The sequence below is a fragment of the Lactobacillus helsingborgensis genome (assembly GCF_000970855.1).
Lineage (GTDB): Bacteria > Bacillota > Bacilli > Lactobacillales > Lactobacillaceae > Lactobacillus > Lactobacillus helsingborgensis.
The window spans coordinates 106949-131484 of sequence record NZ_KQ034047.1; the positions used below are offsets into that span (position 1 = coordinate 106949).

Genomic DNA, 24536 nt, shown 5'->3' on the forward strand with positions numbered 1-24536 from the left:
TTCCTCTCCTTAAAAATTAGAAACGATAATGTGCAAATGCACGGTTGGCTTCAGCCATACGGTGAACATCTTCACGCTTCTTAACTGCTGAACCAGTGTTGTTTGAGGCATCAATAATTTCATTAGCTAAGCGTTCATCCATAGTATGTTCATTACGTAAACGAGCGTATGAAACTAACCATCTTAACCCTAAAGTGGTTTTTCTTTCTGGGCGAACCTCAACTGGAATTTGGTAGTTTGAACCACCAATACGGCGTGCTCTAACTTCCAAAACTGGCATAATGTTGTTCATTGCTTCTTCAAAAACATCAAGTGGCTCCTTGCCAGTCTTTTCTTTAACAATGTCAAAAGCATCATAAAGGATTGAAGATGCCTTAGCTCTTTTACCATCAATCATCAAGTGGTTGATTAACTTAGTTACAAGCTTTGAATTGTATACTGGATCTGCTAAAATATCTCTTTTAGCTACATGTCCTTTTCTAGGCATTATTTAACTCCTCCTTAATCTTTCTTGGCACCGTACTTAGAGCGACCTTGCTTTCTGCCGTCAACACCGGCAGTATCAAGAGCACCACGAATAATATGGTAACGAACACCAGGAAGGTCCTTAACACGACCACCACGGATTAAGACAACGGAGTGTTCCTGCAAGTTGTGGCCTTCGCCTGGGATGTATGCAGTAACTTCAATTAAGTTTGAAAGACGTACACGAGCATACTTACGTAAAGCTGAGTTTGGTTTCTTTGGTGTCATAGTGCCCACACGAGTTGCTACTCCACGCATTTGAGGAGCAGGATTTGCTATAAGCTCCTTTTTCATACTATTGTAACCGTAGCTTAAAGCTGGTGATTTTGATTTTGTCGTCTTTGAATGACGGCCTTTTCTTACCAATTGGTTAATGGTTGGCATTAAATTTTCCTCCTAAAAAATGATTATTTTGTTCACACACCCAGGAGTTTCTTTTTTAACTCCTAGAGAATTCTTCAAAATACACAATGACTATTGTACTCGTTTATCAAAAAATTGCAAATCATTTTTCTCAAGAAAAAAGACCCATCTTGCGTACTTGTATATAGGAGGCAAAAATGGACTGGCTTTTTAATATCTGTAGTTTTTTAATAGGAACTTGTTTAGCTTCACATGCGTGTGTTGTTGTAGACCGTCTTGGCAAAGAGGATTTTATCTTTTCACGCTCTAAATGTAACTATTGCGGCTGTGAGTTATGCTTGCTTGATGAAATTCCATTAATTTCCTATTTATTTTTAAAAGGGCGCTGTCGCTATTGTCATTCTGCAATTCCAATTGAATACTGGGTAATTGAATTTATCGGTGGCAGCGCCTATTGTACTATCAACTTCGCCGATAAGAACAATATTCTGACAGCGGTTGTAATTTTTTGTCTACTGTTAGCTGCTATTAGCGATTATCAAAAGCAGGCATTTGACGTGATACTAATTCTGCCCGCATTGATCTTGGCTTTACTTCAAGGTAGTAAAACCGTGCCGCAATACACTATTGTTGACTATTTTCAATTATTGCCCATTTTAATTCTCTTTATCTATGAAATATATCGGCAAAAACTGGGTAGCGGCGATTTACTAATCTACCTAATTCTCTCTTTTTATTTCCAACCTGAATTTGCCAATTTTACACTTTTATTAGCTTCAATATTAATACTAATTAAGTTTATTTCAATTCAGGTAGAAGAAAGCGAGCCAATTGCTTTTGTCCCGTTTATCTTTTTGGGATTGACGATTCAATTACTAAGCAGCTAAAAAATACGCGCATACTATTATCACTGGCAAGCCAGCAGTTTTTTTATAAAAAGCTTAAAGTCAGTTACTTAATTTTCTTTTTTAGGTAATATCAGTCTACTGGATGACTTCAGCTTTTTTGGAAAAATTAGATAAAAAAACTGCCCTGTTAAGTAAAATACTAACAGGACAGTTTTTATTTAAATTATTTTATGATTCCTTAGCTTGGTCAGCTTCCTTCATCTTTTTTTCAATATCAGCAATTGAATAAACAGATTTAGGTTTCTTTACATCTGACTCAGGTTCCATATCACGATAAATCGGAAGACCTGTACCAGCTGGAATAATCTTACCAATAATAACATTTTCCTTTAATCCAAGTAGCGGATCATTCTTGCCTCTAATAGAAGCATCTGTCAGAACACGAGTAGTTTCTTGGAAGGAAGCAGCAGACAAGAAACTATTAGTTTCAAGGGCTGCCTTAGTGATACCCAAAATTACGCTTTGCGCAGTTGCAGGAATACCACCAGAAATAATTACAGATGTATTGCGGTCTTTAAATTGACCAATATCCATAATTTCACCTGGTAAAAGATCAGTTTCACCAGGATCAAGGACGCGGACTTTCTGCAGCATCTGTCTGGTTAGAACCTCGACGTGCTTATCAGAAATATCAACACCTTGCATTCTATAAGCTTTTTGAACTTCTACTAGAATATATTCTTCAGTAGTTAAAGTATCAGTAACTTGGATTAACTCCTTAGGATCAATTGAACCCAGAGTCAATTTGTCACCACGACTGACCTCATCACCTTCAGCTACTGCTACAGATGCTGTATAAGGTACGCTATAACTTCTGGTATCAATTCTACCTTTAACAGTAATTTCACGAGTATGTTCTGCAGGGTTTTCTTGAATTGAATCAATCACTCCGTCGACTTCTGAAATTACTGCACGACCTTTAGGATTACGTGCTTCAAATAATTCTTGCACACGAGGAAGACCTTGTGTGATATCTTCAGCGCCGGCAACACCACCGTTGTGGAAAGTACGTAAAGTAAGCTGGGTACCAGGCTCACCAATTGATTGAGCAGCAACTGTACCAACTGCTTCACCAACTTCAACTTCCTCACCAGTAGCTAAGTTCATACCATAACATTTACGGCAAACACCGTGTGGCGTATCACAAGTTAAAATAGATCTTATCTTGACATTAGTTACACCAGCATCACAAATTTGGTGTGCCAAATTCTCGTCCATCATAACGTTACGGCCAACAATAGCTTCACCGGTCTTTGGATCCTTAACTGTTTCTGCTGTAAAGCGACCTAATAGACGGTCATAAAGTGGCTCAATTAATTCGTCACCTTCCATGATTGCATGAACGTCAATACCACGGTCGGTACCACAATCATCATCACGGATAATAACGTCTTGGGCAACGTCAACCAAACGACGGGTTAAGTAGCCAGATTGAGCCGTCTTCAAAGCAGTATCAGTCATTCCCTTACGAGCACCGTGAGTGGACATGAATAATTCCAGTACAGATAATCCTTCCTTGAAGTTGGAAGTAACTGGGATTTCGAACAATCCACCGTTTGGAGTCGCCATTAAGCCACGCATACCTGCAAGTTGGGTAAAGTTAGAAATGTTACCACGGGCACCAGAGTCGGCCATGATGGTAATAGGATTACGTGGATCATAAATCTGGGCAATTTCGTTTTGTACCTGATCCTTACAATCATTCCAAATACTAATTACTCTGTCATGACGCTCTTGCTCAGTGATCAGTCCTCGTCTAAATTGCTTAGAAACAACGTCAACCTGCTTGTGCGCTTTTGCTACCTTTTCATCTTTATCCTGAATTTCAGGAACATCAGTCATACCAATAGTAATTCCTGAAGTTGTTGAGCTGGTGTAGCCCAAGGTCTTCAAATCATCAAGGTACTCAGAAGTTCTCTGAACTTTGTAATACTTGTAAATAGTAGCAATAGAATCAGATAAGAATGACTTCTTAAACGGAGTTGAAATTAGATCACCAGCTACGGTGTCAATCTTTTCATGAATATCCTCTCCTGGTTCCAAGAAATACTTAGCAGCAAGTGGATTATTCAAATTTTCTTCTGTAGGCTCGTTAACGTAGAAGTAATCTTCAGGGAAGATTTGGTTAAAAATAATACGTCCATACGTTGTGATGAAAATACCATGCTCATAACCCTTAGGCCATGCTTTCTTTGGCATTGAATCGGCAGACATCCCAATGATAGTGTGATAGTGAATATCACCATTGGTATAAGCTACAGTAGCTTCGTCCGGTGAATTGAAAATCATACCTTCACCTTCACGACCCTTTTCAGCTTGGGTCAACCAGTAGTTACCCAAAACTATATCCTGAGAAGGAGTAACAATAGGTTTACCGTCCTTAGGAGCAAGAATATGATGAGCTGCCAGCATTAACATACGTGATTCTGCAACAGCTTCGTCGGAAAGCGGCACGTGAATAGCCATCTGGTCACCATCGAAGTCGGCATTGTAGGCTTCACAAGCAAGTGGGTGCAAACGAATTGATTTTCCAGGTACTAAGACCGGCTCAAAAGCCTGAATACTCAAACGGTGCAATGTAGGAGCACGGTTTAATAATACCGTTCTTTCCTTGATCACATCTTCTAGTACATCCCAGACATCATCATCTTCACGATCAATCTTACGCTTGGCACTCTTAATATTAGTAGCGATCTTACGCTGAACCAATTCGTGCATTACAAATGGTTTAAATAACTCTAAAGCCATTGGTCTGGGCACACCACATTGATAAAATTTCAATTTTGGTGAAACATCGATAACAGAACGACCTGAGTAATCAACACGCTTACCTAGTAAGTTTTGACGGAAACGACCTTGCTTACCCTTAAGCATGTGTGAAAGTGATTTAAGTGGTCTGTTGCCCGGGCCCACAACTGAACGACCGCGACGACCGTTATCAATTAGCGCATCAACTGCTTCTTGCAGCATTCGTTTTTCGTTTTGCACAATGATATTTGGTGCATTTAAATCTAACAGTCTCTTTAAACGATTGTTACGGTTAATGACTCTTCTGTATAAATCGTTGAGGTCAGAGGTCGCAAACCGTCCACCTTCAAGTTGAACCATTGGGCGCAAGTCTGGTGGAATAACAGGTACTGCATCAATAACCATCCATTCTGGCTTGTTGCCAGAATCCTTAAATGCATCTAAAATGTCGAGTCTTCTTATTGCACGTGTCCGTTTTTGACCAGTAGCAGTTTCCAATTCTTTCTTTAAACTGGCAACTTCTTTATTTAAATCTACTTTTTGCAGTAAATCGCGAATTGCTTCGGCACCCATTTTAGCAATAAAACGATTGCCGTATTTTGCCTTTTGTTCACGATATTCAGCTTCGGTTAAAAGCTGTTTAAACTCGAGGTCAGTATCGCCAGGATCAATTACGATGTACGCAGCAAAGTAGATAACTTCTTCAAGGAGTCTGGGAGAAATATCTAAAATGAGTCCCATTCTTGAAGGAATTCCTTTGAAGTACCAAATGTGAGTAACTGGCGCAGCCAACTCAATATGACCCATGCGTTCTCTTCTGACTTTAGAGGAGGTAACTTCAACACCACAGCGGTCACAAACAATGCCGCGGTATCTCACACCTTTGTATTTACCACATGCACATGACCAGTCCTTTGTTGGCCCAAAAATGCGTTCATCAAACAGACCATCTTTTTCCGGCTTTAACGTACGGTAATTAATAGTCTCAGGCTTTTTAACTTCACCGTATGACCAGCTGCGAATTTTGTTCGGAGATGCAAGGCCAATCTGCATGCTTTCAAATTTATTTACGTCGATCAAAAGTTTAACCTCCTACTTATTGAGAAATCTTGTTATCATCATCGGATTGATCTACAGGAGCATTAGTTTCTTCTGGCTCTGCTTCTTCATCCTCAGAATTTGCGGTTTCTTCGGCTAACTTCTTCTTTTGTTGTTCTTCAGCCATCTTGGATAAGGTATCAATATTCAAATGTTCATTTGAATCATCATCCATATCACGAAGTTCAATTTCCTTATGATTCATGTCAAGAACACGAATATCTAAACCAAGAGATTGCAGTTCCTTAACAAGAACGCGGAATGATTCCGGAACACCCGGTTTTGGAATTCTTTCACCCTTAACAATTGCTTCATAAGCTTTAACACGACCAACAACATCATCTGACTTGTAAGTCAATATTTCTTGTAAAGTATATGCTGCACCGTAAGCTTCAAGAGCCCAAACTTCCATTTCACCGAAACGCTGACCACCAAACTGTGCTTTACCACCAAGAGGTTGTTGCGTTACTAAAGAGTAAGGCCCAATTGAACGTGCGTGAATCTTATCATCAACCATGTGAGTCAATTTCAGATAATGCATGATACCAACTGAAACACGGTTATGGAATGGTTCACCTGTGCGGCCATCGTAAAGAACGGTTTTACCATCTTTATCAATACCAGCTTTATGAACTGTGTCCCAAACATCATCTTCATTGGCACCATCAAATACTGGTGTTGCCACATGAATACCTAAATTAGCTGCGGCACGACCTAAGTGTAGTTCCAAAAGCTGTCCAATATTCATACGTGAAGGGACACCCATTGGGTTTAAACAAATATCTACTGGTGTACCATCTGGTAAGTATGGCATATCTTCTTCAGGAACAACTGCAGCAACAGTACCCTTGTTACCGTGACGACCGGACATCTTATCTCCGACTTGAATCTTTCTCTTTTGTGCGATATAAACGCGGACTAAGGTATTAACTCCAGGAGAAAGTTCATCGCCATTTTCACGTGTATAAACTTTGACATCGCGGACAATTCCGCCACCGCCATGAGGAACACGTAATGAAGTATCACGTACTTCACGCGCCTTTTCACCAAAAATAGCGTGGAGAAGTCTTTCTTCAGCTGATAATTCAGTAACTCCTTTAGGTGTTACTTTACCAACCAAAATATCTCCGTCATGAACTTCGGCACCAACACGAACGATACCTTGACCATCAAGATCTTTTAGAGCATCTTCACCCACATTAGGTAGTTCACGAGTAATTTCTTCCGGGCCAAGCTTAGTATCACGAGCTTCAGATTCATAGTCTTCAATACTGATTGAAGTATAGACATCATCCTTAACCAGACGTTCAGAAAGCATGATAGCATCTTCATAGTTATACATGTTCCAAGTCATAAAGGCGATTACAGGGTTTTGACCTAAAGCTAGTTCGCCGTGATCCATTGTCGGACCATTAGCGATGACCTCGCCCTTTTCAACCTGATCACCCAGCTTAACGTTTGGCGTTTGGTTATATGATTTAGAGTTATTTGAGCGACGATACTTTTCAAGGACATATTTATCCAAGGTACTGTCAGCACGTCTTACTCTAATTGTATTGGCATCAACATATTCAACTTTACCAGCTGCTTTAGCTAAAACTGCGGCACCTGAATCATGAGCTGCGCGGTATTCCATTCCCGTACCTACAAGGCAGCTATGCGGATTAATTAAAGGTGCAGCTTGTCTTTGCTGGTTAGCACCCATCAAAGCACGGTTAGAGTCATCGTTTTCCAAAAATGGAATACATGCTGAAGCAACAGAAACAACCTGCTTAGGAATAACGTCCATGTAATCAATTTTATCTGGACTAACTTCGACGTTATCTTCCTTGTGTCTTGCTAAAACCAGATCATCCTTAAATGAACCATCTGGATTAAGAGGAGTATTGGCACCCGCAATAATATAATTATCCTCAACATCAGCAGTCAGGTAATCAATTTTGTCAGTAACCTTATGAGTAGTCCAAGAAACGCGACGATAAGGGGTTTCAATAAAACCGTACTTATTGATAATCGCATAAGTAGCCAAGGAGTTAATTAAACCAATGTTAGGACCTTCAGGAGTTTCAATCGGGCACAAACGGCCGTATTGAGTATAGTGAACGTCACGCACTTCATAACCGGCACGGTCACGAGTTAAACCACCAGGCCCCAAAGCTGACATACGACGCTTGTGAGTTAGCTCGCCCAACGGGTTATGTTGATCCATAAACTGTGACAATTGTGATGAACCAAAGAATTCTTTGATGCTGGCGACAATTGGTCTGATATTAATTAATTGCTGCGGTGTCACAGTTGAAGGGTCTTGAATTGACATTCTTTCCCTTACAACACGCTCCATGCGCGCCAAACCAATTCTAAATTGATTTTGCAATAATTCCCCAACACGACGAATGCGGCGATTACCCAAGTGATCAATATCATCAGTATTACCAATTTCATCTTGCAATAAGAAGAAATAGTTAATTGATGCTAAAACATCAGCAGGTGTCAGATACTTAACTTTCTTGTCAATGTGACCGTTAGAAATCATCTTGACAACACGCTCTGGGTTAACTTTTGAGTAAACCTTAATTTCCTGCACATTAATAGGATCAGGTAAAACGCCCTCTTTAGATGGCTGATAGGTCACCATCTTAAAGTCATCACGATCAAGGTATTTTTCTAAAGAGTCCATTACTTCGTGGGTAACAACAGTACCCTTTTTAGCAATAATCTCGCCTGTATCCGGATCTGCTAAAGTTTCTGCTAAAGTCTGACCATATAAGCGGCTCTTTAATGATAATTTCTTGTTAACTTTATAACGACCAACCGGCGCTAAATCATAGCGACGTGGGTCAAAGAAACGTGCATAAAGAAGTGAACGTGAAGAATCGGTCGTTTTTGGCTCACCGGGACGTAAACGTTCATAAATATCCTTTAATGCTTCAGCCACACGGGAATCAGCCGGATTCTTATGGACGTCTTTATCCAAAGTAAATTGCAATGTATCACTTTGACCAAAAACATCTAAAATTTCATCATCTGAGCCGATACCAAGAGCTCTGACTAAAACAGTCAGAGGAAGCTTACGGGTGCGGTCAACACGCACATAAGATACATTTTTAGCATCAGTTTCATATTCAAGCCAAGCACCACGGTTAGGAATTACCGTAGTACCAAAAATTTGGCGACCATTCTTGTCATAATCACCCGAATAATAAACACTAGGTGATCTAACTAACTGAGAAACGATAACTCTTTCGGCACCATTGATAATAAATGAACCAGATTCGGTCATTAACGGTAAATCACCAAAGAAAACATCTTGGGTTTTAATTTCACCGGTTTTTTGATTAGTTAATTTTAAAGTTACGTGCATTGGTGCGGCATAAGTCGCATCGTGATCACGTGCTTCATCGACGGTATATTTAGGTTTTTGCAGCTTATAACCTAAATATTCGAGGGAAAGCTTACCTGAAAAGTCACTAATTGGCATGATATCGTCAAAGACATCTTTAATACCCTCATCCAAAAACCATTGGTATGATTCGGTCTGCACATCTGTCAAGTTAGGCAGGTCCAACACTTCTTTAATGCGGGAAAAACTGCGTCTTGTCCGATGTTTGCCAAAATTCACTACGTGTCCGTTTAACAAGGAGAAAACACCCTTTCTGTCAGAGAAAGCTAATATTACATTTTGATTACAAATTCAAAAAGCCGGAATTTTATGCATAAAAAAGACAAAAACAACAATCGTCGTTTTTGTCCTTTATTATTTTGCTGGACAATAGATCAGCAAAATCCTGAAAATCAGCTTTTTTATCACGCACTACTATAGCAAACTATTAGTAGTGTGTCAATTATTTTACTTTGCGCCTACTAAATTATTTTTATCTTCTTTAATTACATCAAATTTCAAATGATTGCGACTGCAACCAATCTTTAATGTGTCTCCTGCTTGAAGGTCACCCTTAATAAGCATAGAGGCAATCTCATCTTCGATATCTTTTTGAATTGCACGACGCAGTGGACGAGCCCCCATCTCAGGATTGTATCCATCTTTAGCAATCTTATCTAAAGCAGCACGGGAAATCTTTAGCTGTACGCCTTGCTTATGCAAACGATTGATTAATCTGCGCGTTAAGAGCGTTACAATCTGACGCAATTGTTTTTGATTGAGCTCATCAAAAATAATTGTCTCATCAATTCTGTTAAGAAATTCCGGTCTAAAGAATTGTTTTAAAGCCTGCCGTACTCGATCCTGACGCATTTTAACCTGACTGGTATTATCGGCATTAAAACCAACAGCTTGTGTCTCAAACAATGAACGTGAGCCTAAGTTGGAAGTCATGATAATAATAGTGTTTTTAAAGTCTACTTTGCGGCCCTTTGAATCTGTTAAGAAACCATCTTCAAGAACTTGCAGCAATAAGTTAAATACGTCTGGATGGGCTTTTTCAACTTCATCCAATAATACAACTGAGTATGGGTGGCGGCGAACTTGTTCAGTTAATTGACCACCTTCATCATAGCCAACATATCCTGGTGCCGAGCCAATCAATTTACTATTGGCAATCTGATCCATATATTCAGACATATCAATTCTGATTAAATTGTTTTCCGAACCAAAGATAGCTGCAGCAATAGCTTTTGCCAATTCAGTTTTACCAACACCCGTTGGGCCCAAGAATAAGAAAGAACCGATTGGTCTATTTTCATCTTTGATTCCGCTGCGGCTGCGGCGCACTGCCCGGCTAACAGCAGTAACTGCTTTATCTTGACCAATTATGCGTTTATGTAAATCAGTTTCAAGGTTGGCCAGCTGTTTAGTTTCGTCCCTATTCATTTGTGTAACCGGAACGCCCGTCCAGTTAGAAACTACTTTAGCCACATCTTCAGGCTGAACCACAGCATCCTTGCTAGTTGCCTGATCAAGTTTAGCAGTTAGCTCATCTTGTCTTCTCTGCAAGCTGTTTTGTCTTTCTTGCAGCTGAGCAGCTTTGGCAAAGTTCTGGTTAACGGCAGCACGATTTTTCTCACTGATTACTTTTTCAATTTGATCATTTATCTGCAATAACTGATTATTTGAACCTTTACCAGACTTAATCTTAACTGCCGCACTAGCCTCATCAATCAAGTCAATAGCCTTATCAGGTAAATACCTATCTGAAATGTAGCGACTAGAAAGATCAACTGCATTTTCCAAAGCTGAAGTTGAAATTTTTACATGATGGAACTTTTCATATTTAGGCTTTAATCCGTTTAAGATTGCCAAAGTTTCACTTCTAGAAGGTTCATTTAACCTGACAATTTGGAAACGACGTGCCAAAGCCTGATCTTTTTCAACATATTTTTGATATTCATCAAAAGTGGTAGCACCAATCATTTGAATATCACCTCGAGCTAGGGATGGTTTCAAAATGTTGGCTGCATCAATTGAGCCTTCAGCTCCACCTGCACCAATAAGGGTATGCATTTCATCTACAAATAGTATGATATTGCCGTTGACGGTAATTTCCTTAATGATTTTCTTCATTCGATCTTCAAATTCACCGCGGTATTTGGTGCCGGCAACCAGACCACCTAAATCAAGTGAAATAACCTGTTTTTTGAGCAAATCATGTGGCACTTTTTTAGCGACAATGGCAGTCGCAATAGCTTCTGCCACTGCTGTCTTACCAACTCCCGGTTCGCCAATTAAAACTGGGTTATTTTTGTTACGCCGAGATAGAATTTCGATTACACGGGCAACTTCGCGATCGCGGCCAATAACCGGATCAATTTCACCGTTTTCAGCACGTTCATTCAAGTTAACCGATACTTGATCAAGAGTGGGCGTGCTTGAGTTTCTGTTCGTGCTTTCTTCAGAACCATTAAAGCTTGACCAACTATTATCGTCTTGCTCGTTTTCATCCATATCTTGCTCATTTTCACCTAAACTATGAAGAATATCATTACGTAAACCATCAAGATCGATATTTAAGTTACGCAAAATAACTGATGCCAGAATTTGTTCATTTAAAACCAAACCCAATAGAATATGGCAAGTTTTAATTTTAGAAGAGCCTTCACGTTCTGCCAAAGTGCCAGCATACGCTAAAACCATACTTAAACGAGGAGACATTTGCATAAAACTGGTTTTGCCAGCTGAGCCGTATCCCGTATAACGTTCAATTTCCTCACGAATTGCCTTCGGTGTTGCACCCCAAGCCCGCAAATTTTTGCCAGCTTCACCATCAGATTCAATTACCATCGCGAGCAGTACATGTTCAGTACCAATCAAACGATGATGAAAATTCTGTGCTTGCTCTCGTGCAATTTCTAATACTTGGTTTGCACTAGTCGTATAAGATTTTTTCATCATAGCACCACCTTTAAAAATGACGTGTATACACTATAAACCTTTTTGAGAATTTGTAAAATATTCTGTTTGAGGCCAAATGTAAGTGTCATGTCAAAAAACTTTGCAATCATTATATCAAAGACAAGCGCTTCTTGCGAATTAACATTCTTCTTTATTTAGTATGCTCCTAAAATGAACCACGGTAACTTGACTATTTGGTTTTAAAATGGGAGATGATTTTACCAACTAATAATGCAAAAAGTACATAAGCAATCATTCTAATTAAATCCTGGATGACTCTATTGGGAAAAACAATTTTTTGATCAATAAATAGACTATAACAGAATCCGAAAATAAAAAACGAAATGCCATAGATCAGGCTTTGTTCAATGCGGCTCATAGTTAAAAATTCTCCTAAAAAATATATCACCAAATTTTAATAATTTATTTTTATTAGTATATTATTTTCAGTTTTAAAACTCAATTAGCTTTTTTAGTCCTTAAAGCCGGCTTTTCTTTCATGACAACGATTGTTAATTAAAATATCTAAGAAATATTTGTTATTGCCTTGGTAAAGTATAAAAAAATCTCATACTTGCAAATTTAAAATTATAAGCATGAGATAGCGATGATCGGGAAAACAGGATTCGAACCTGCGACCTCTACGTCCCGAACGTAGCGCTCTACCAAGCTGAGCTATTTCCCGTTTATTAAAAAAACTCACCAAAAGCGGTGAGTCTTTTTCTTGAGAGCGGAAGACGGGATTCGAACCCGCGACCCCCACCATGGCAAGGTGATGTTCTACCACTGAACTACTTCCGCAAGACAAATATTATTATAGCAAACCAATTTCAATTTGCAACCTTTTTTACCAAAATAAATCGCTGAAATTAGCATTCTAAAGGGAAAGCTTGCCAGCTTAGAGTTTATACACGTAACTTTTTTAAATTTCGCGCTTTTTAGCTGCAATTTTTCTTTACAAAGAACACTTGTCAGTATTAGATTATAAAAAAATAATTGATGAAGAAAGTCATAAGGAAACAAAATGCAAGAAGAATTGGAAAAAATGGTTCAGTTAGAGTCCAGTAAACTAAGTTTTACGGATAATCAAATTGACTTCATGTTACAAAATATTGGCAATTTGGATCCTTACTTGCGGGATGACGTTGTTTATACTCTTTTTGCCCGGGGTTTTACTGCGGATTCATTTATACCTGAGCAAAAAGAAAAAATTGTGACAACTTTTATTAGTTCAAGAAATTTATTTAAAGGTATCGAGCAACCACAAAATGAACTAATCTTTTTTAGAACGTTTAGCGCATTACTTGCTTCCCTCATTCTTGATGACGATCAAAAACAGCCATTTTTAAATATGACTAACCGCAAAACCATTTTTAACTGGGGAATTGCCTATTTAAAAAAAAAAAAGACTTTCGCGGTTTTGTTAGTCAAAAGGGTTGGGCTCATAGTATTGCACACGGTAGCGATTTGTTGAGATCAGTTTTAAGTCATCCCTTTTTTGAAGTAGACAATATCGCTAAGATATTTGCCATAATACCGTTAGTTTTTCAAAATATGCAAAAGCCATTTGTTGACGACGAGGAGCAACGTTTGGCATTTGCTTTTTTTCAAGGTGTTTATTTTGGCAAAATATCAGCTAGTGACTTTAATTCTTTGATAAATTGCTTTAACAAGCAAATTTATGACCAGCTTACCCAAAACAATCGTATTATTTGGTATCGGTTAAGTTCCTGGTTTAAGTTGCTGCAAAACTGGTATTTTTATTTTTCTGGTAATAAGCCTATTCAAGATAAGTTGCTTGAAAAAATCGTTGACTATAACAAATACATGGGATTTTCAATTTAAACAAAAATAAGACCAAATTAATGGTCTTATTTTTAATTATTCTTTTTCTTCATGTCTTCTTCGACTTCGCGTTCAATATCTTCAATTCGTTCAGGACGCATTGTTGGGAAAAGTAAAACATCCCTAATTGCAGGCGCATCAGTCAGAAGCATTACAAGACGGTCAATTCCGATACCCAATCCACCTGTTGGCGGCATACCATATTCCATAGCACGCAGATAATCTTCATCAATCATATCAGCTTCATCGTTTCCAGCTTCACGTTCTGCCATTTGCGCTTCAAAACGTTCGCGCTGGTCATCAGGGTCATTTAATTCGGAAAAGGCGTTGCCATATTCTTCACCCATAATGTAAATTTCAAAACGATCAGTAAATCTTGGATCATCTGCATTTTTCTTAGCCAATGGTGAAATCTCAACTGGATGACCGTAAACAAATGTAGGGTCAACAATTGTTTCTTCGCAATATTTTTCAAAGAAAGCGTTAATGATATGACCAACTTTCCAGAAGCTTTCAACCTTGATGTCATGGTCTTCAGCAATTTTGGTAGCTTCTGCCACGCTCATTTCTTGCCAGAAATCAACGCCAGTCTTTTCCTTTATCATATCAACCATGTGAACGCGGCGGAATGGCTTGCCCAAATCAATGTTAGTCCCTTGATAAGTAATTTTACCATCATCAGATACGACTTTAGCAGCTGCGCGAATAATGCCTTCTGCTTCGTCCATGACATCATGGAAGTCCCAGTATGCACAGTAAGTTTCGAGTTCAGTAAATTCAGGATTATGGTGAGTGTCAAGTCCTTCATTTCTGAATACCCGACCAATTTCGTAAACTCTTTCCATATCACCAACAATTAACCGTTTCAATGGCAATTCCAAAGCTATTCTCATGTATAAGTCAATGTCTAAAGCATTGTGATGAGTAATAAATGGCCGTGCCTCTGCACCACCAGGAATATTATGTAAAACGGGAGTTTCAACTTCTAAGAAGTCCTTGCTGTTGAGATAATCACGAATAGCTTGAATAATTTTTGTCCGATTAACAAAACGTTCATAGCTTTCTCTGTTAGTAATCAAGTCAAGGTAACGTTGACGATAAATTTGTTCAACATCTTTTAAGCCGTGATACTTTTCAGGTAAAGGACGCAAAGCTTTTGATAAGAAAGTAACGTGAGTTGCACGAATGGTTAGTTCACCCGTGTCAGTTTTCATAACTTCACCATCAATACCTAAAAAGTCGCCGATATCAGACTTTTTAAAGATCTTATAGTTGTCTTCACCCACAATATCCTTACGAACGTAAATCTGAATTTTACCGGTACGATCATATAAATCAGCGAAGCCAACTTTACCTTTGCCTCTTTTAGCTAACATTCTCCCGGCTATTTTAGTCTTAGGTAGTTCCGCGTTTAGTTCATCTTTGTCATCTTCAGCATACTTTTCATTCAAAGACCGCGCTAAATCCTGTCGATCAAACTTTCTCATTCCAAAAGGTTCGATGCCATTTTCACGTAATTCGTCTAATTTTTGGCGCCGAACGATTAATTGGTCATTCATTTCACTTTTAGCCAATTACAATTCCTCCATTATTAATTAGTTTCACTTCTAGCAGCTCTTTGTTTTTGCCGCTTTTCATAATCGTCAACGAAGTTATCGAGCAAATCATAAACTTCTTGTGCCGTCCAAACCTCATTTATTTTAGCACGAGTACGAGCCGAACGGGGAACTCCCTTTAAATAGTAAGCAGCTTGTTGCCTAAACTCGGGAACAGCAATTTTTTCCCCTTTTAAGTCAACTAAACCTTTAAGTTGATGCTTAGCTGTGCCAACTTTCTCTCGTACTGTTTGCGGTTTTAGTCTTTCACCAGTTTCTAAGTAGTGTACCATATCTTTGATAATCCAAGGATTACCTAATGCTGCACGCCCTACCATCACAGCGGTAGAGCCAATTTCAGCTAGAGCTTTTTTGGCTAATTCTGGTGTCGTAATATCACCGTTTGCCACAAATGGAATATCAAGAACTTGAGCAACATCATGAAGTGTTTCCCAATCGGCTTCTCCCATATACATCTGCTTACGCGTTCTACCATGCATTGCAATCATGCTGGCACCAGCTTCTTGGGCCGCCAAAGCGTTTTCCACCGCAAAAATATGTTTACGATCCCATCCAATACGCATTTTAACAGAAACAGGTTTTTCAACATTTTGGACAACTTTATGTACCATCTGGTAAATTTTATTAGAATCCAAAAGCCATTTAGAACCCGCATCTGTTTTAGTAACCTTAGGAACAGGACAACCCATATTAATATCAATTATATCGGCTGCGGTATGCTGATCGATATATTGCGCTGCTTCAAGCAAAGTTTCTTCAGTACCACCAAAAATCTGAATACTCATCGGGTGCTCACGCGGATCCACCTTCATCATAGACATGGTTTTTTTATTACGATAAATGATACCGTGATCTGAAATCATTTCACATACGACTAGACCAGCACCAAATTCCTTACAAATCATTCTAAACGCAGAATTTGATACACCAGCCATTGGCGCCACAACAACTCGATTAGCAATCGTTAAATCGCGAATTTTCCAGCTATTATCCACTTAATCACCCTTTCAAACACCCTAATATCTTAACAAAAAGGATCATTTATGCAAAATCAACAGTCCTTTTCATAATAAAAAGGTAAGGCTATTTGATTAAGCAGTTCCATGTTTATCCTCAATAAAAAATTTCCCAGGCGCAATCCTGTTATAATACCGCAAAAATACTTTTTTAGTCTGATCGTCTACAGTTAAATTAATGACAGCTGCATTTTGAATCAAACTGATCTCCGTCATACTGGGAATTCCTAGTAAAGTTTGCACTAAAGTCCGGGATGCAATACCGTGGCAAACCAATAAAACTGATTCATGTTCATGATTATTAACCAATTCATGCCAGAAATCCATTAAACGATCTGCCAGGTGCTGATAACTTTCACCAGTACAATAATCGACATAATTTTCTTTAAAATACCCTAGTTCATCGAATGCTTGGGGATATTTTTCTTGTATTTCTTCAATACTTTGACCGTCCCAATTACCAAAATATATTTCCTTTAGACGCTCATCGACATTAACCTCAAGCTTACCCTGAGCTAAAATTTCTGCAGTCTGACGAGCCCTAGTCAGTGGACTGGCATAGATATAATCAATCTTGTTAATATCAAAACTATCTCTTAATGTTTCAACTTGTTGTTTTCCTAATTTATTTAAAGGCAAATCAGTGCCAGAACCATTAATAGCTGCCACTTTATTAGTATCTGTTTGACCATGACGCACAATAAATACATTTAGCATTAATATTCTCCTTAAATCTTTATCCAACTTCTTCATTATAGCAAAGTTGGTATGGACATATCGGCTAATTCCTAAGAAAAGCTAATAAAAATGAGTAATATAGGGCAGGCTCATTATTAAAATTGATTTTTAAAATTATGTGGTTGACCAAGTTGAACTACCTCATCATAGTATTTTAATTCGTCATAGCGATGAACCACGCTAATAATAGTAGTCAAGGGTAAATACTTTCTTATCATCTGATAAACAAGAATGATCGTTTTCTCATCCAAATTACTGGTAAATTCATCCAACAACAATATTTGTGGTTTTGAGACAATTGCTCTTAAAAAAAGTATTTTTTGCTTTTCACCACCAGAAATCTTATTTTTGAAATCTCCCGGAGTTTTGACAGTGAGATCAGCAGCAGACTTAATCAAAGTATCAAGGTTAATTTCTTTAATTAAAGTAAATAACTGTTCTGTTGTAACTTGTTGTTTTGGATAACAAATATTTTCTATAATCGAACGATTAAATAGCTGAGCACTTTGGGGCAAATACAGTAAAGTTGGTTGACTAACAAAAGGCAAAATAATTTGTCCTGACTGTGGCTGATAAAAACCCGTCAAAATTTTTAATAGTGTACTTTTACCAGAACCATTTGGTCCTACTAAAGCGGTCAGCTTATTTTTTGGAAAAACTAACTCTAAGTTGTGAAAAACTTGTTGGTTATTCTGATAAGCATAACTGATTGATTTCAAAGAAATTGCGTTCTTAGTCCCATTAAGTTTAAAAGGCAGATTAGGAGCAGGTGTTTCTTTTCCATATTCCAATTCAGTTAATCCAGCCCGAATTCTATTTAAAAGCTCCTCAATAGCCAGATATTGGGTACCAAAACCGGACAAATTAACAATAGAATATAACAGAACCAAAACTAGTGAAAGTGAAAAGTTTTCTTTTGTTCCAGCCAAAACTTGTCCCAAAATCACAATAATACACGACAAAACAACAATTAAGAATTGCTGAAACAAAGAGGCGATATTAGTAATTTTTTGCACATTGGTAAAAGATTTTTGTTCTTCATTTAAAATGTCAGCCATATTGTGCTCTTCAAAGTTTTTAGAATCACTTGCTAAAATCGTTTCAACGTTACGGTAATAATCGATAATGTACTCATTGACTTTAGAAGCACTCTTTAGTGAAGCTGCCACGTTACTTCTATTTCGCTTGGCCATCCAAACTGAGACCATCATGTAGCCTAAAAAGAAAAACAAGTATGACATACCGACAACCAAATTTTGCAAACTGAGCGTTACTGAATACATAATTAGCATTACTGTCATTTGCACAACAACCGCCAAACTGGTTTGTTCCAATTCGCGACAGGCAAACGAAACATCTTTAATATAACTTTGAACCATACCAACCGGCTTGTCTGAATAATATCTAAAAGGTTTGTTAACCACAGACTCCCACAAAATTTGTTTTGAATATTTACGAACAGCCTGAATAAACGAATTATTACAGCTATTAATAATTGGCACCATCATCAGCGAAAGAGCTAATGCGCATACCAATAATATTTGTAAATCACGGTTCAATTTTGGCTCAAATAATTTAGTAATTAAATATGGTTGGGCAAAATACACGACATAACCAGCAAAAAGAAATGCGCTAAAAAGTGCAACTTTGACAATTCCAATTCTGGTTATTATTTTTCGTATATATTTCCAAGCCATAATTTACTTTCCCTTTTCACTCAAAAGAAAACAAGATTTATCTGTCCTTTACCATTTATTTTGCGGACAAAATTGCCTTTAATTCTTCTTCTGAAAATTGATATTTATTACCGCAAAAGTTGCATGTCAACTCAGCACCATGGTCTTCATTGATCATGGCTTTCAGCTGACTGTCCTTTAAAGTTGCTAAAATATTACCATATTTTTCTTTAGAGCAATCACATTTAAAAGCAATTTCATCTTTTTCCAAGATTTTACAATCATCCCCCAAAATCATAGCTGCAAGTTTTTCAGGAGTTAAGCCATCTAAAAAGGCGCTCGAAAGAGCAGGTAAATCATTGATACGATTGATAGTTTCAGTAATTAAACTATCGGAAGCTCCAGGCAATGCCTGCAACATAAATCCACCGGCTTCACCTATTGTATTATTAGGATTTACAAAAACTGATAAGCCGACAGCAGACGGAATTTGTTCAGATTTTGTTAAATAATAGGCAATATCTTCAGCGATTTCACCAGATACAATTGGCACTTGTCCTGTATACGGCTTCTTCAATCCTAAATCCTTAGTAACTTCAAGCCAACCTTTGCCAACAGCTTTTTTCACATCAATATGACCATTCTTCTTTGGGGGTAATGCAATATGGGGATTCTTAATATAGCCCTTTACCGTTAAATCAGACTTGGCGGTTACAACTGTTGGACCAACAGAACCATCACCCAAAAGTCTGACGGTCAGTTCTTCCTTGTCAGTCAATTCAGCTCCAGCCAGTAAAATTCCTGCAACTAAGGTTCGTCCGAGCACGGCAGAAGAAGCTGACCATGTATCATGACGAGTTTGTGCTTCTTGAACCAAGTTCGTAGCTGTAATTGTTAATAAGCGTAAATTTTTAGTTTTATCTATTGCTTTAACTAAATAATCGTTCATTTCATTCTCCTAAAAAAATAGAGCCTGAAGTAGGCTCTATTAATTTTATCAGTCTTGTGAGTGATCATCTTCACCTTGTGAATGATCCTCGTTATTTTCAGAATTGTGCTCTTGCCCTAAATCCTTATTTTCAGGTTCAAGTTGCTTTTCAGCAGAAGTTTTTTCTTCAGTAGTAAGATCCGTTTCCTTTGGAAATTCAGCTCTTTCTGGATTTTCAGGATTGGTTTCTTCCGCTTCTTCATTTTTTTGTTTAGGTGATTCTAATGAAGTATCTCTTTCTTTTTGAGCCTCATCTGAATTAATTATGTTCTTTTTCTGAGATTGACTTTCTTTCTTTTCTGCAGCAGCTTTAGCTTCTTCATAAGTGGAAGCCTTAGATTCGCTTGGATATTCCTGCTCTGTTTTTTCAGGCATTTTGCCAGTAGTATAAAGAGACATAATCTGCTTTTCATCTAAAGTTTCATATTTCAGTAAAGCTTCGGCAATAATCCGGTGTTTTTCCCGATTATTTTTAACTATTTCAACTGCTTTAGCATGGGCCTCATCAAGTAACTTCTTAACTGCCTCGTCAATCTTAGCAGAAGTAGCTTCACTATATGGCTTAAAGCCGTAAGGATTGGTTTCGCCTTCTTTTTCAAGTTCAACCATTCCCAATGAATCCGTCATACCATAGTTAACAACCATACTATGAGCAATCTGTGTAGCTTGTTCAAAGTCGTTAGACGCTCCGGTAGATTGGTCACCTACTACAACTTCTTCTCCTGCACGTCCTCCCATTAGACCAACAATTTGTTCCATCAACTGTTTCTTAGTTAGCAAGAACTGGTCATCTTTTGGCAGCATCAAGTTATAACCACCTGTTCTGCCATGAGGTACGATCGTAACTTTGCGCACTGTTCGAGAATCACTTAGAACTAAACCACAAATAGAGTGACCGGCTTCGTGAAAGGCTACTCTACGTCTTTCTTTTTGAGAAATTAAGCTATTTCTCTTTGCAGGACCAGCAATTACACGATCTTCAGCTTCATCCAAGTCAGACGCAGTAATATCATTACCGTTTCTTCTAGCAGCAAGAAGTGCCGCTTCATTAAGTAAATTGGCCAAATCTGCCCCAACAAACCCAGGGGTCTGTCTTGCAATTTCTTTTAAATCGACATCATCAGCTAAAGGCATGTTTTTGGCATGAACACGTAAAATTGCTTCACGGCCGCGGACATCTGGGGTACCTACTAAAACTTTACGGTCAAAACGACCAGGACGAAGAAGTGCCGGATCCAAAACATCAGAGCGGTTAGTAGCGGCAATAACAATAACACCTTCATTACCTTCGAAACCATCCATCTCTACCAGTAATTGGTTTAAAGTTTGCTCACGCTCATCGTTGCCGCCACCGCTGGCATTACCACCACGTCTTCTACCGATAGCATCAATTTCGTCAATGAAGATAATGCTGGGTGCATTCTTTTTAGCATTAGTAAACAAGTCACGTACACGACTGGCACCAACACCAACAAACATTTCCACGAAATCAGAACCTGAAATTGAGAAAAATGGTACGTTTGCTTCACCCGCTACAGCACGAGCTAGTAAAGTTTTACCAGTACCCGGAGGACCTTCAAGCAAAACGCCGGAAGGAATTTTAGCACCCAATTTAGTAAATTTAGCCGGATTCTTTAAAAATTCAACGACTTCAACTAATTCCTGCTTTTCTTCTTCTTCTCCGGCTACATCAGAGAACCGTACCTTGTTTTTCTTAGGATCTTCGGGCTTCACATGTGACCGACCGAAGTTCATAATGCCGCCGTTACCACCACGTCCACCACTACTTTGGCTGAACATCATCCATATCATAACGATAAAGAGGATGGTTGGCACAAACATCACAAGTGTAGAAATCCAGTTACCTGATTGCGACTCACCTTGAGTAGTCATCTTAGCGTCATTTTTCTGCGCTAAGTCCTGAACCTTGGACACACTTGAATCATTTTGTAACATCGTGGTTGAAAAGCGAGTAACTTTTGAACCTGAACTACCGTTAAAAAAGTCAAATGTATTTTTTGACTGTGCTTTACTTTCTTGTGCTTCCTTATAAGTTCCTGAAACGCTGTATACGCCATTAGCAGGCTGAACATTAAAGTTTTTAACTTTTCCGTCGCGCAAATCTTTGACAAATTCGGAGTAGCTAATATTTTCATTGCTGCCTGAATTATCTGATCCGCCAACTGCCCAGTTAATTGCTCCTATTAATAAAAGGAAAACAAGTATATAGAACAAGCCGTTTGAAAACAGCCGATTCCGGTTATTTTTCATAAAAAACCTCCGCAAAGTTTCTAGAGATATACGAATAAAAGTTTATCACAAATTCTATTTATGCTCTAATATTTTAAAATTTCTTATTAATTGTCCTCATACAAAAAATAACATTTTTGTTTAGCAGCAATTTTTTGGTAACAGTATGTTTGTTCTACGAAAAAAACATTGTTATTATCATATATCGTTAAGCAATAAGGACGCAATATATTAGGGATGCCACTTTCAGCAAATTTTTTCTTGCTTTTAACATGGTCGCCGTTTTTTAATAATAACTTTGTTCCGGTTTTAATGGATCCAACACTAAAATTCGCGCTTGCTGGCGCAAAAAATTTGCCTATTAAACGATGCGATAAATGTTCTGTTAATGAAAGGAAAAAATGCCGCTGACCAAAAGCGAATTCATGATCTAAATAGACTTTTTTGGGGGTCGGTAATGCAGGTAAATCTTTGAATAAATAAAAGTAATCCTGATAGCTGAGTAAAGTATAATTAGCTAAATATTTATTTACCCGCTGGTGCCATGTCTCCCAAATAAAATTCTGCCAAAAGGCTGCTTGTTCGCCTTGCGTTAATTCTTTAAGTTCATCTTTTCTTAAGCGGTACACGAAACCTAAATACTTTTCAGGTCGCTTAATTCGTGCAAAATTTTGACTTGCTAATTCTGTCAACAAACTAACTTGCTCGTTAAACCTAATAGCATTCTCAGTAATTTGAGGATTTTCTTGTTTTAATAACGGAACCACGTGATGTCGTAGCCTGTTACGTAACGTATCATCATCATTATTTGTTTGATCAATGACATACTGTATTCCCTTTTTTTGATCGTATAAAAGCAAATCAGCTTTTTTCTGTGTCAAAAGTGGTCTAAGTAATGTAAAACCATTTACTGAACTAATCGCATGCAAACTATTCATTTCACCAGGATTTCCTGAGCGAATAAATTTCAGCAGAATGTTTTCTAATAAATCATCCACATGGTGAGCAGTCAGTAAATAATCACCGTGATTTTCTTGCAGCACTTGCACTAAAAAATGGTAACGATATTTTCGCGCTGCGGCTTCGAAGCCAACATTAGGGTGTTCTTTTGGCGGCCAATACCCATTTACTACCTTGATATCCTTACCTTGGCAATACTTAGCAATCACGTTTTCTTCTTTAAAAGAATCAGATCTTAATTTGTGATCCAAATGAGCCGCTATCAACTTAAATTGATAGCGGCTTTTTAGTTCATATAGTAAATTGAGTAGCGCCAAGGAATCAGGTCCACCACTAACTGCAACAACTAAAGTTTTACCAGTTAGTGGTAAAGCGTGCTTTTTAAAAAAATTATCTATCTGCATAACTAATCAATTCATGTTCTAAATTCTTAATTTCGCTCCTAGCATTTTTAATGGTTTGAGATAGAACCGAATCAAAATCTGCATTTTTTGTGTCAGAAAAAGGGTTAGTATGATCAATTATCTCTGGATCATTAACCCGCTTTTTTGAGAGAGCTATTTTACCTTTATAGTTATGGATAATTACCACTCTAATTTGCTCACCAATATTAAAATTATTTTTTTCGCGCAACCAATCATTACCAAAATCACTATGGTGAATCAATCCAGAAACGTGATGTGGAAGCGTAACAAAAATGCCTAAATCACTAATATTATTAATAGTTCCTGTAAGTCTTTGACCAACTTGGTATTTCATTAATTATTATTTTTTCCTTCAGGTAAATTGTAAATTGTTTCGTTAGGTTTAGAATAAAGAAATTTAAAACGGACTAACTTGGCCACGTAATCAGGATCCTTTAAATCATTTTTCTTAGCAATCAGTGTTTGCTTTTGATTATTTATTTTTTTAAGAGTTTTTTTCGAAGCTTCTACTTGCCCGTTAATACGGTCAGTTTGTGCGTGGGTGACACCGATTTGCACGCCTAAAAAGGCAAAAATCACCACAAAAGCTGCAATTATCCGATTACGCCGCACACGGTGTACTTCTTTTTCTCTTTTTTCCTGTTTCCGTCTTAGTCGTGCTATTTGTTCTTCCGGGCTAAGTGAATTATATATACGTGGACCGTTCATAATTTCGACCTCTATTACCAAAACAATACTATTTTAATTATAGCAAGACCACCTAAAAATGTCATTAAAGAAAAGACTAATTTTGCAATTCGTATAGTTCACTGGCTTCGGCTTTTTTGGTTGTTTCTTTAATAGCACAAACCTTAGCTTTAACTTGTTTTGACCCATAACCTACTTCAATGATGTCTCCAATCTTGACGTCATAACTGGATTTGACTACGTGGTCATTCACTTTAATTCGACCTTGATCCGCCATTTCCTTAGCCACCGGGCGTCTTTTAACCAAGCGGGATACTTTTAAAAATTTATCAATTCTCATATTTTCT

The 24536-nt window shown here is 37.9% G+C and carries 17 protein-coding genes, 2 tRNA genes and 1 pseudogene; 2 read left to right on the forward strand and 18 right to left on the reverse strand.

All coding sequences use genetic code 11. The features are described 5' to 3' along the window. Positions 1 to 16 precede the first annotated feature (16 nt). Together rpsG and rpsL are read right to left on the reverse strand one after the other, a co-directional pair. Positions 17 to 487, reverse strand: a complete 471-nt coding sequence (gene rpsG, locus JF73_RS06525; protein ID WP_038523771.1) for a 30S ribosomal protein S7 — start codon at positions 485 to 487, stop codon at positions 17 to 19. A gap of 14 nt (positions 488 to 501) precedes the next feature. Next, a complete protein-coding gene (gene rpsL / locus JF73_RS06530; protein WP_038523774.1) occupies positions 502 to 909 on the reverse strand; it encodes a 30S ribosomal protein S12 in 408 nt (135 codons plus the stop codon). A 176-nt stretch (positions 910 to 1085) separates the two neighbouring features. On the opposite strand from rpsL, the gene JF73_RS06535 reads away from it, so the two are divergent. After that, positions 1086 to 1775 carry a prepilin peptidase gene (locus JF73_RS06535; RefSeq protein ID WP_046327487.1) on the forward strand — a complete coding sequence of 230 codons (690 nt, stop codon included), beginning with the start codon at positions 1086 to 1088 and terminating at the stop codon, positions 1773 to 1775. Positions 1776 to 1964: 189 nt separating this feature from the next. On the opposite strand, the gene rpoC is transcribed toward JF73_RS06535, so the two are convergent. The 6 genes from rpoC to JF73_RS06565 form a co-directional block, all read right to left on the reverse strand. Then, entirely contained in the window at positions 1965 to 5624 is a 3660-nt protein-coding gene (gene rpoC, locus JF73_RS06540; protein ID WP_046327488.1) for a DNA-directed RNA polymerase subunit beta', read from the reverse strand. A gap of 16 nt (positions 5625 to 5640) precedes the next feature. Next, positions 5641 to 9279: a DNA-directed RNA polymerase subunit beta gene (gene rpoB, locus JF73_RS06545; RefSeq protein ID WP_046327489.1), complete on the reverse strand. Its 3639-nt coding sequence runs from the start codon at positions 9277 to 9279 to the stop codon at positions 5641 to 5643. Positions 9280 to 9489: 210 nt separating this feature from the next. Then, positions 9490 to 11985 carry an ATP-dependent Clp protease ATP-binding subunit gene (locus tag JF73_RS06550; protein WP_046327490.1) on the reverse strand — a complete coding sequence of 832 codons (2496 nt, stop codon included), beginning with the start codon at positions 11983 to 11985 and terminating at the stop codon, positions 9490 to 9492. 193 nt (positions 11986 to 12178) lie between these two features. Continuing rightward, entirely contained in the window at positions 12179 to 12367 is a 189-nt protein-coding gene (locus tag JF73_RS06555; protein WP_046327491.1) for a hypothetical protein, read from the reverse strand. Between the two features lie 232 nt (positions 12368 to 12599). Continuing rightward, positions 12600 to 12673, reverse strand: a tRNA-Pro gene (locus JF73_RS06560). 44 nt (positions 12674 to 12717) lie between these two features. Continuing rightward, positions 12718 to 12789: transfer RNA gene (locus JF73_RS06565), tRNA-Gly, on the reverse strand. Positions 12790 to 13087: 298 nt separating this feature from the next. Between JF73_RS06565 and JF73_RS09850 the strand changes: the two are divergent. Further along, a pseudogene (locus JF73_RS09850) lies at positions 13088 to 13833 on the forward strand (DUF2785 domain-containing protein). Between the two features lie 32 nt (positions 13834 to 13865). On the opposite strand, the gene lysS reads toward JF73_RS09850, so the two are convergent. From lysS to JF73_RS06625, 10 genes are all read right to left on the reverse strand, one after another. Beyond that, a complete protein-coding gene (gene lysS / locus JF73_RS06580; protein ID WP_046327493.1) occupies positions 13866 to 15407 on the reverse strand; it encodes a lysine--tRNA ligase in 1542 nt (513 codons plus the stop codon). A 17-nt stretch (positions 15408 to 15424) separates the two neighbouring features. Then, on the reverse strand, positions 15425 to 16444 hold the full coding sequence (gene dusB, locus JF73_RS06585; RefSeq protein WP_046327494.1) for a tRNA dihydrouridine synthase DusB: 1020 nt from the start codon (positions 16442 to 16444) through the stop codon (positions 15425 to 15427). Between the two features lie 96 nt (positions 16445 to 16540). Then, positions 16541 to 17182, reverse strand: a complete 642-nt coding sequence (locus JF73_RS06590) for a histidine phosphatase family protein (protein ID WP_046327495.1) — start codon at positions 17180 to 17182, stop codon at positions 16541 to 16543. A 116-nt stretch (positions 17183 to 17298) separates the two neighbouring features. Next, the gene (locus JF73_RS06595) at positions 17299 to 18900 is read right to left on the reverse strand and encodes an ATP-binding cassette domain-containing protein (RefSeq protein ID WP_046327496.1); all 1602 of its coding nucleotides are present in this window, start codon (positions 18898 to 18900) and stop codon (positions 17299 to 17301) included. Positions 18901 to 18955: 55 nt separating this feature from the next. Next, positions 18956 to 19828, reverse strand: a complete 873-nt coding sequence (hslO, locus tag JF73_RS06600; RefSeq protein ID WP_046327497.1) for an Hsp33 family molecular chaperone HslO — start codon at positions 19826 to 19828, stop codon at positions 18956 to 18958. 48 nt (positions 19829 to 19876) lie between these two features. Then, positions 19877 to 22138, reverse strand: coding sequence for an ATP-dependent zinc metalloprotease FtsH (ftsH, locus tag JF73_RS06605; protein ID WP_046327498.1), 2262 nt, complete (start codon positions 22136 to 22138; stop codon positions 19877 to 19879). 86 nt (positions 22139 to 22224) lie between these two features. Then, positions 22225 to 23481 (reverse strand): tRNA lysidine(34) synthetase TilS, encoded by a 1257-nt coding sequence (tilS, locus tag JF73_RS06610; protein ID WP_046327499.1) that lies wholly within the window; start codon positions 23479 to 23481, stop codon positions 22225 to 22227. After that, positions 23468 to 23836 (reverse strand): S1 RNA-binding domain-containing protein, encoded by a 369-nt coding sequence (locus JF73_RS06615; RefSeq protein ID WP_046327500.1) that lies wholly within the window; start codon positions 23834 to 23836, stop codon positions 23468 to 23470. The genes tilS and JF73_RS06615 overlap by 14 nt, the downstream gene beginning before the upstream one ends. Then, positions 23836 to 24213, reverse strand: coding sequence for an FtsB family cell division protein (locus tag JF73_RS06620; RefSeq protein ID WP_046327851.1), 378 nt, complete (start codon positions 24211 to 24213; stop codon positions 23836 to 23838). Before JF73_RS06620 ends, JF73_RS06615 begins: the two co-directional genes overlap by 1 nt. Before the next feature lie 73 nt (positions 24214 to 24286). Then, entirely contained in the window at positions 24287 to 24529 is a 243-nt protein-coding gene (locus JF73_RS06625; RefSeq protein ID WP_038523812.1) for an RNA-binding S4 domain-containing protein, read from the reverse strand. Between the last annotated feature and the right edge of the window lie 7 nt (positions 24530 to 24536).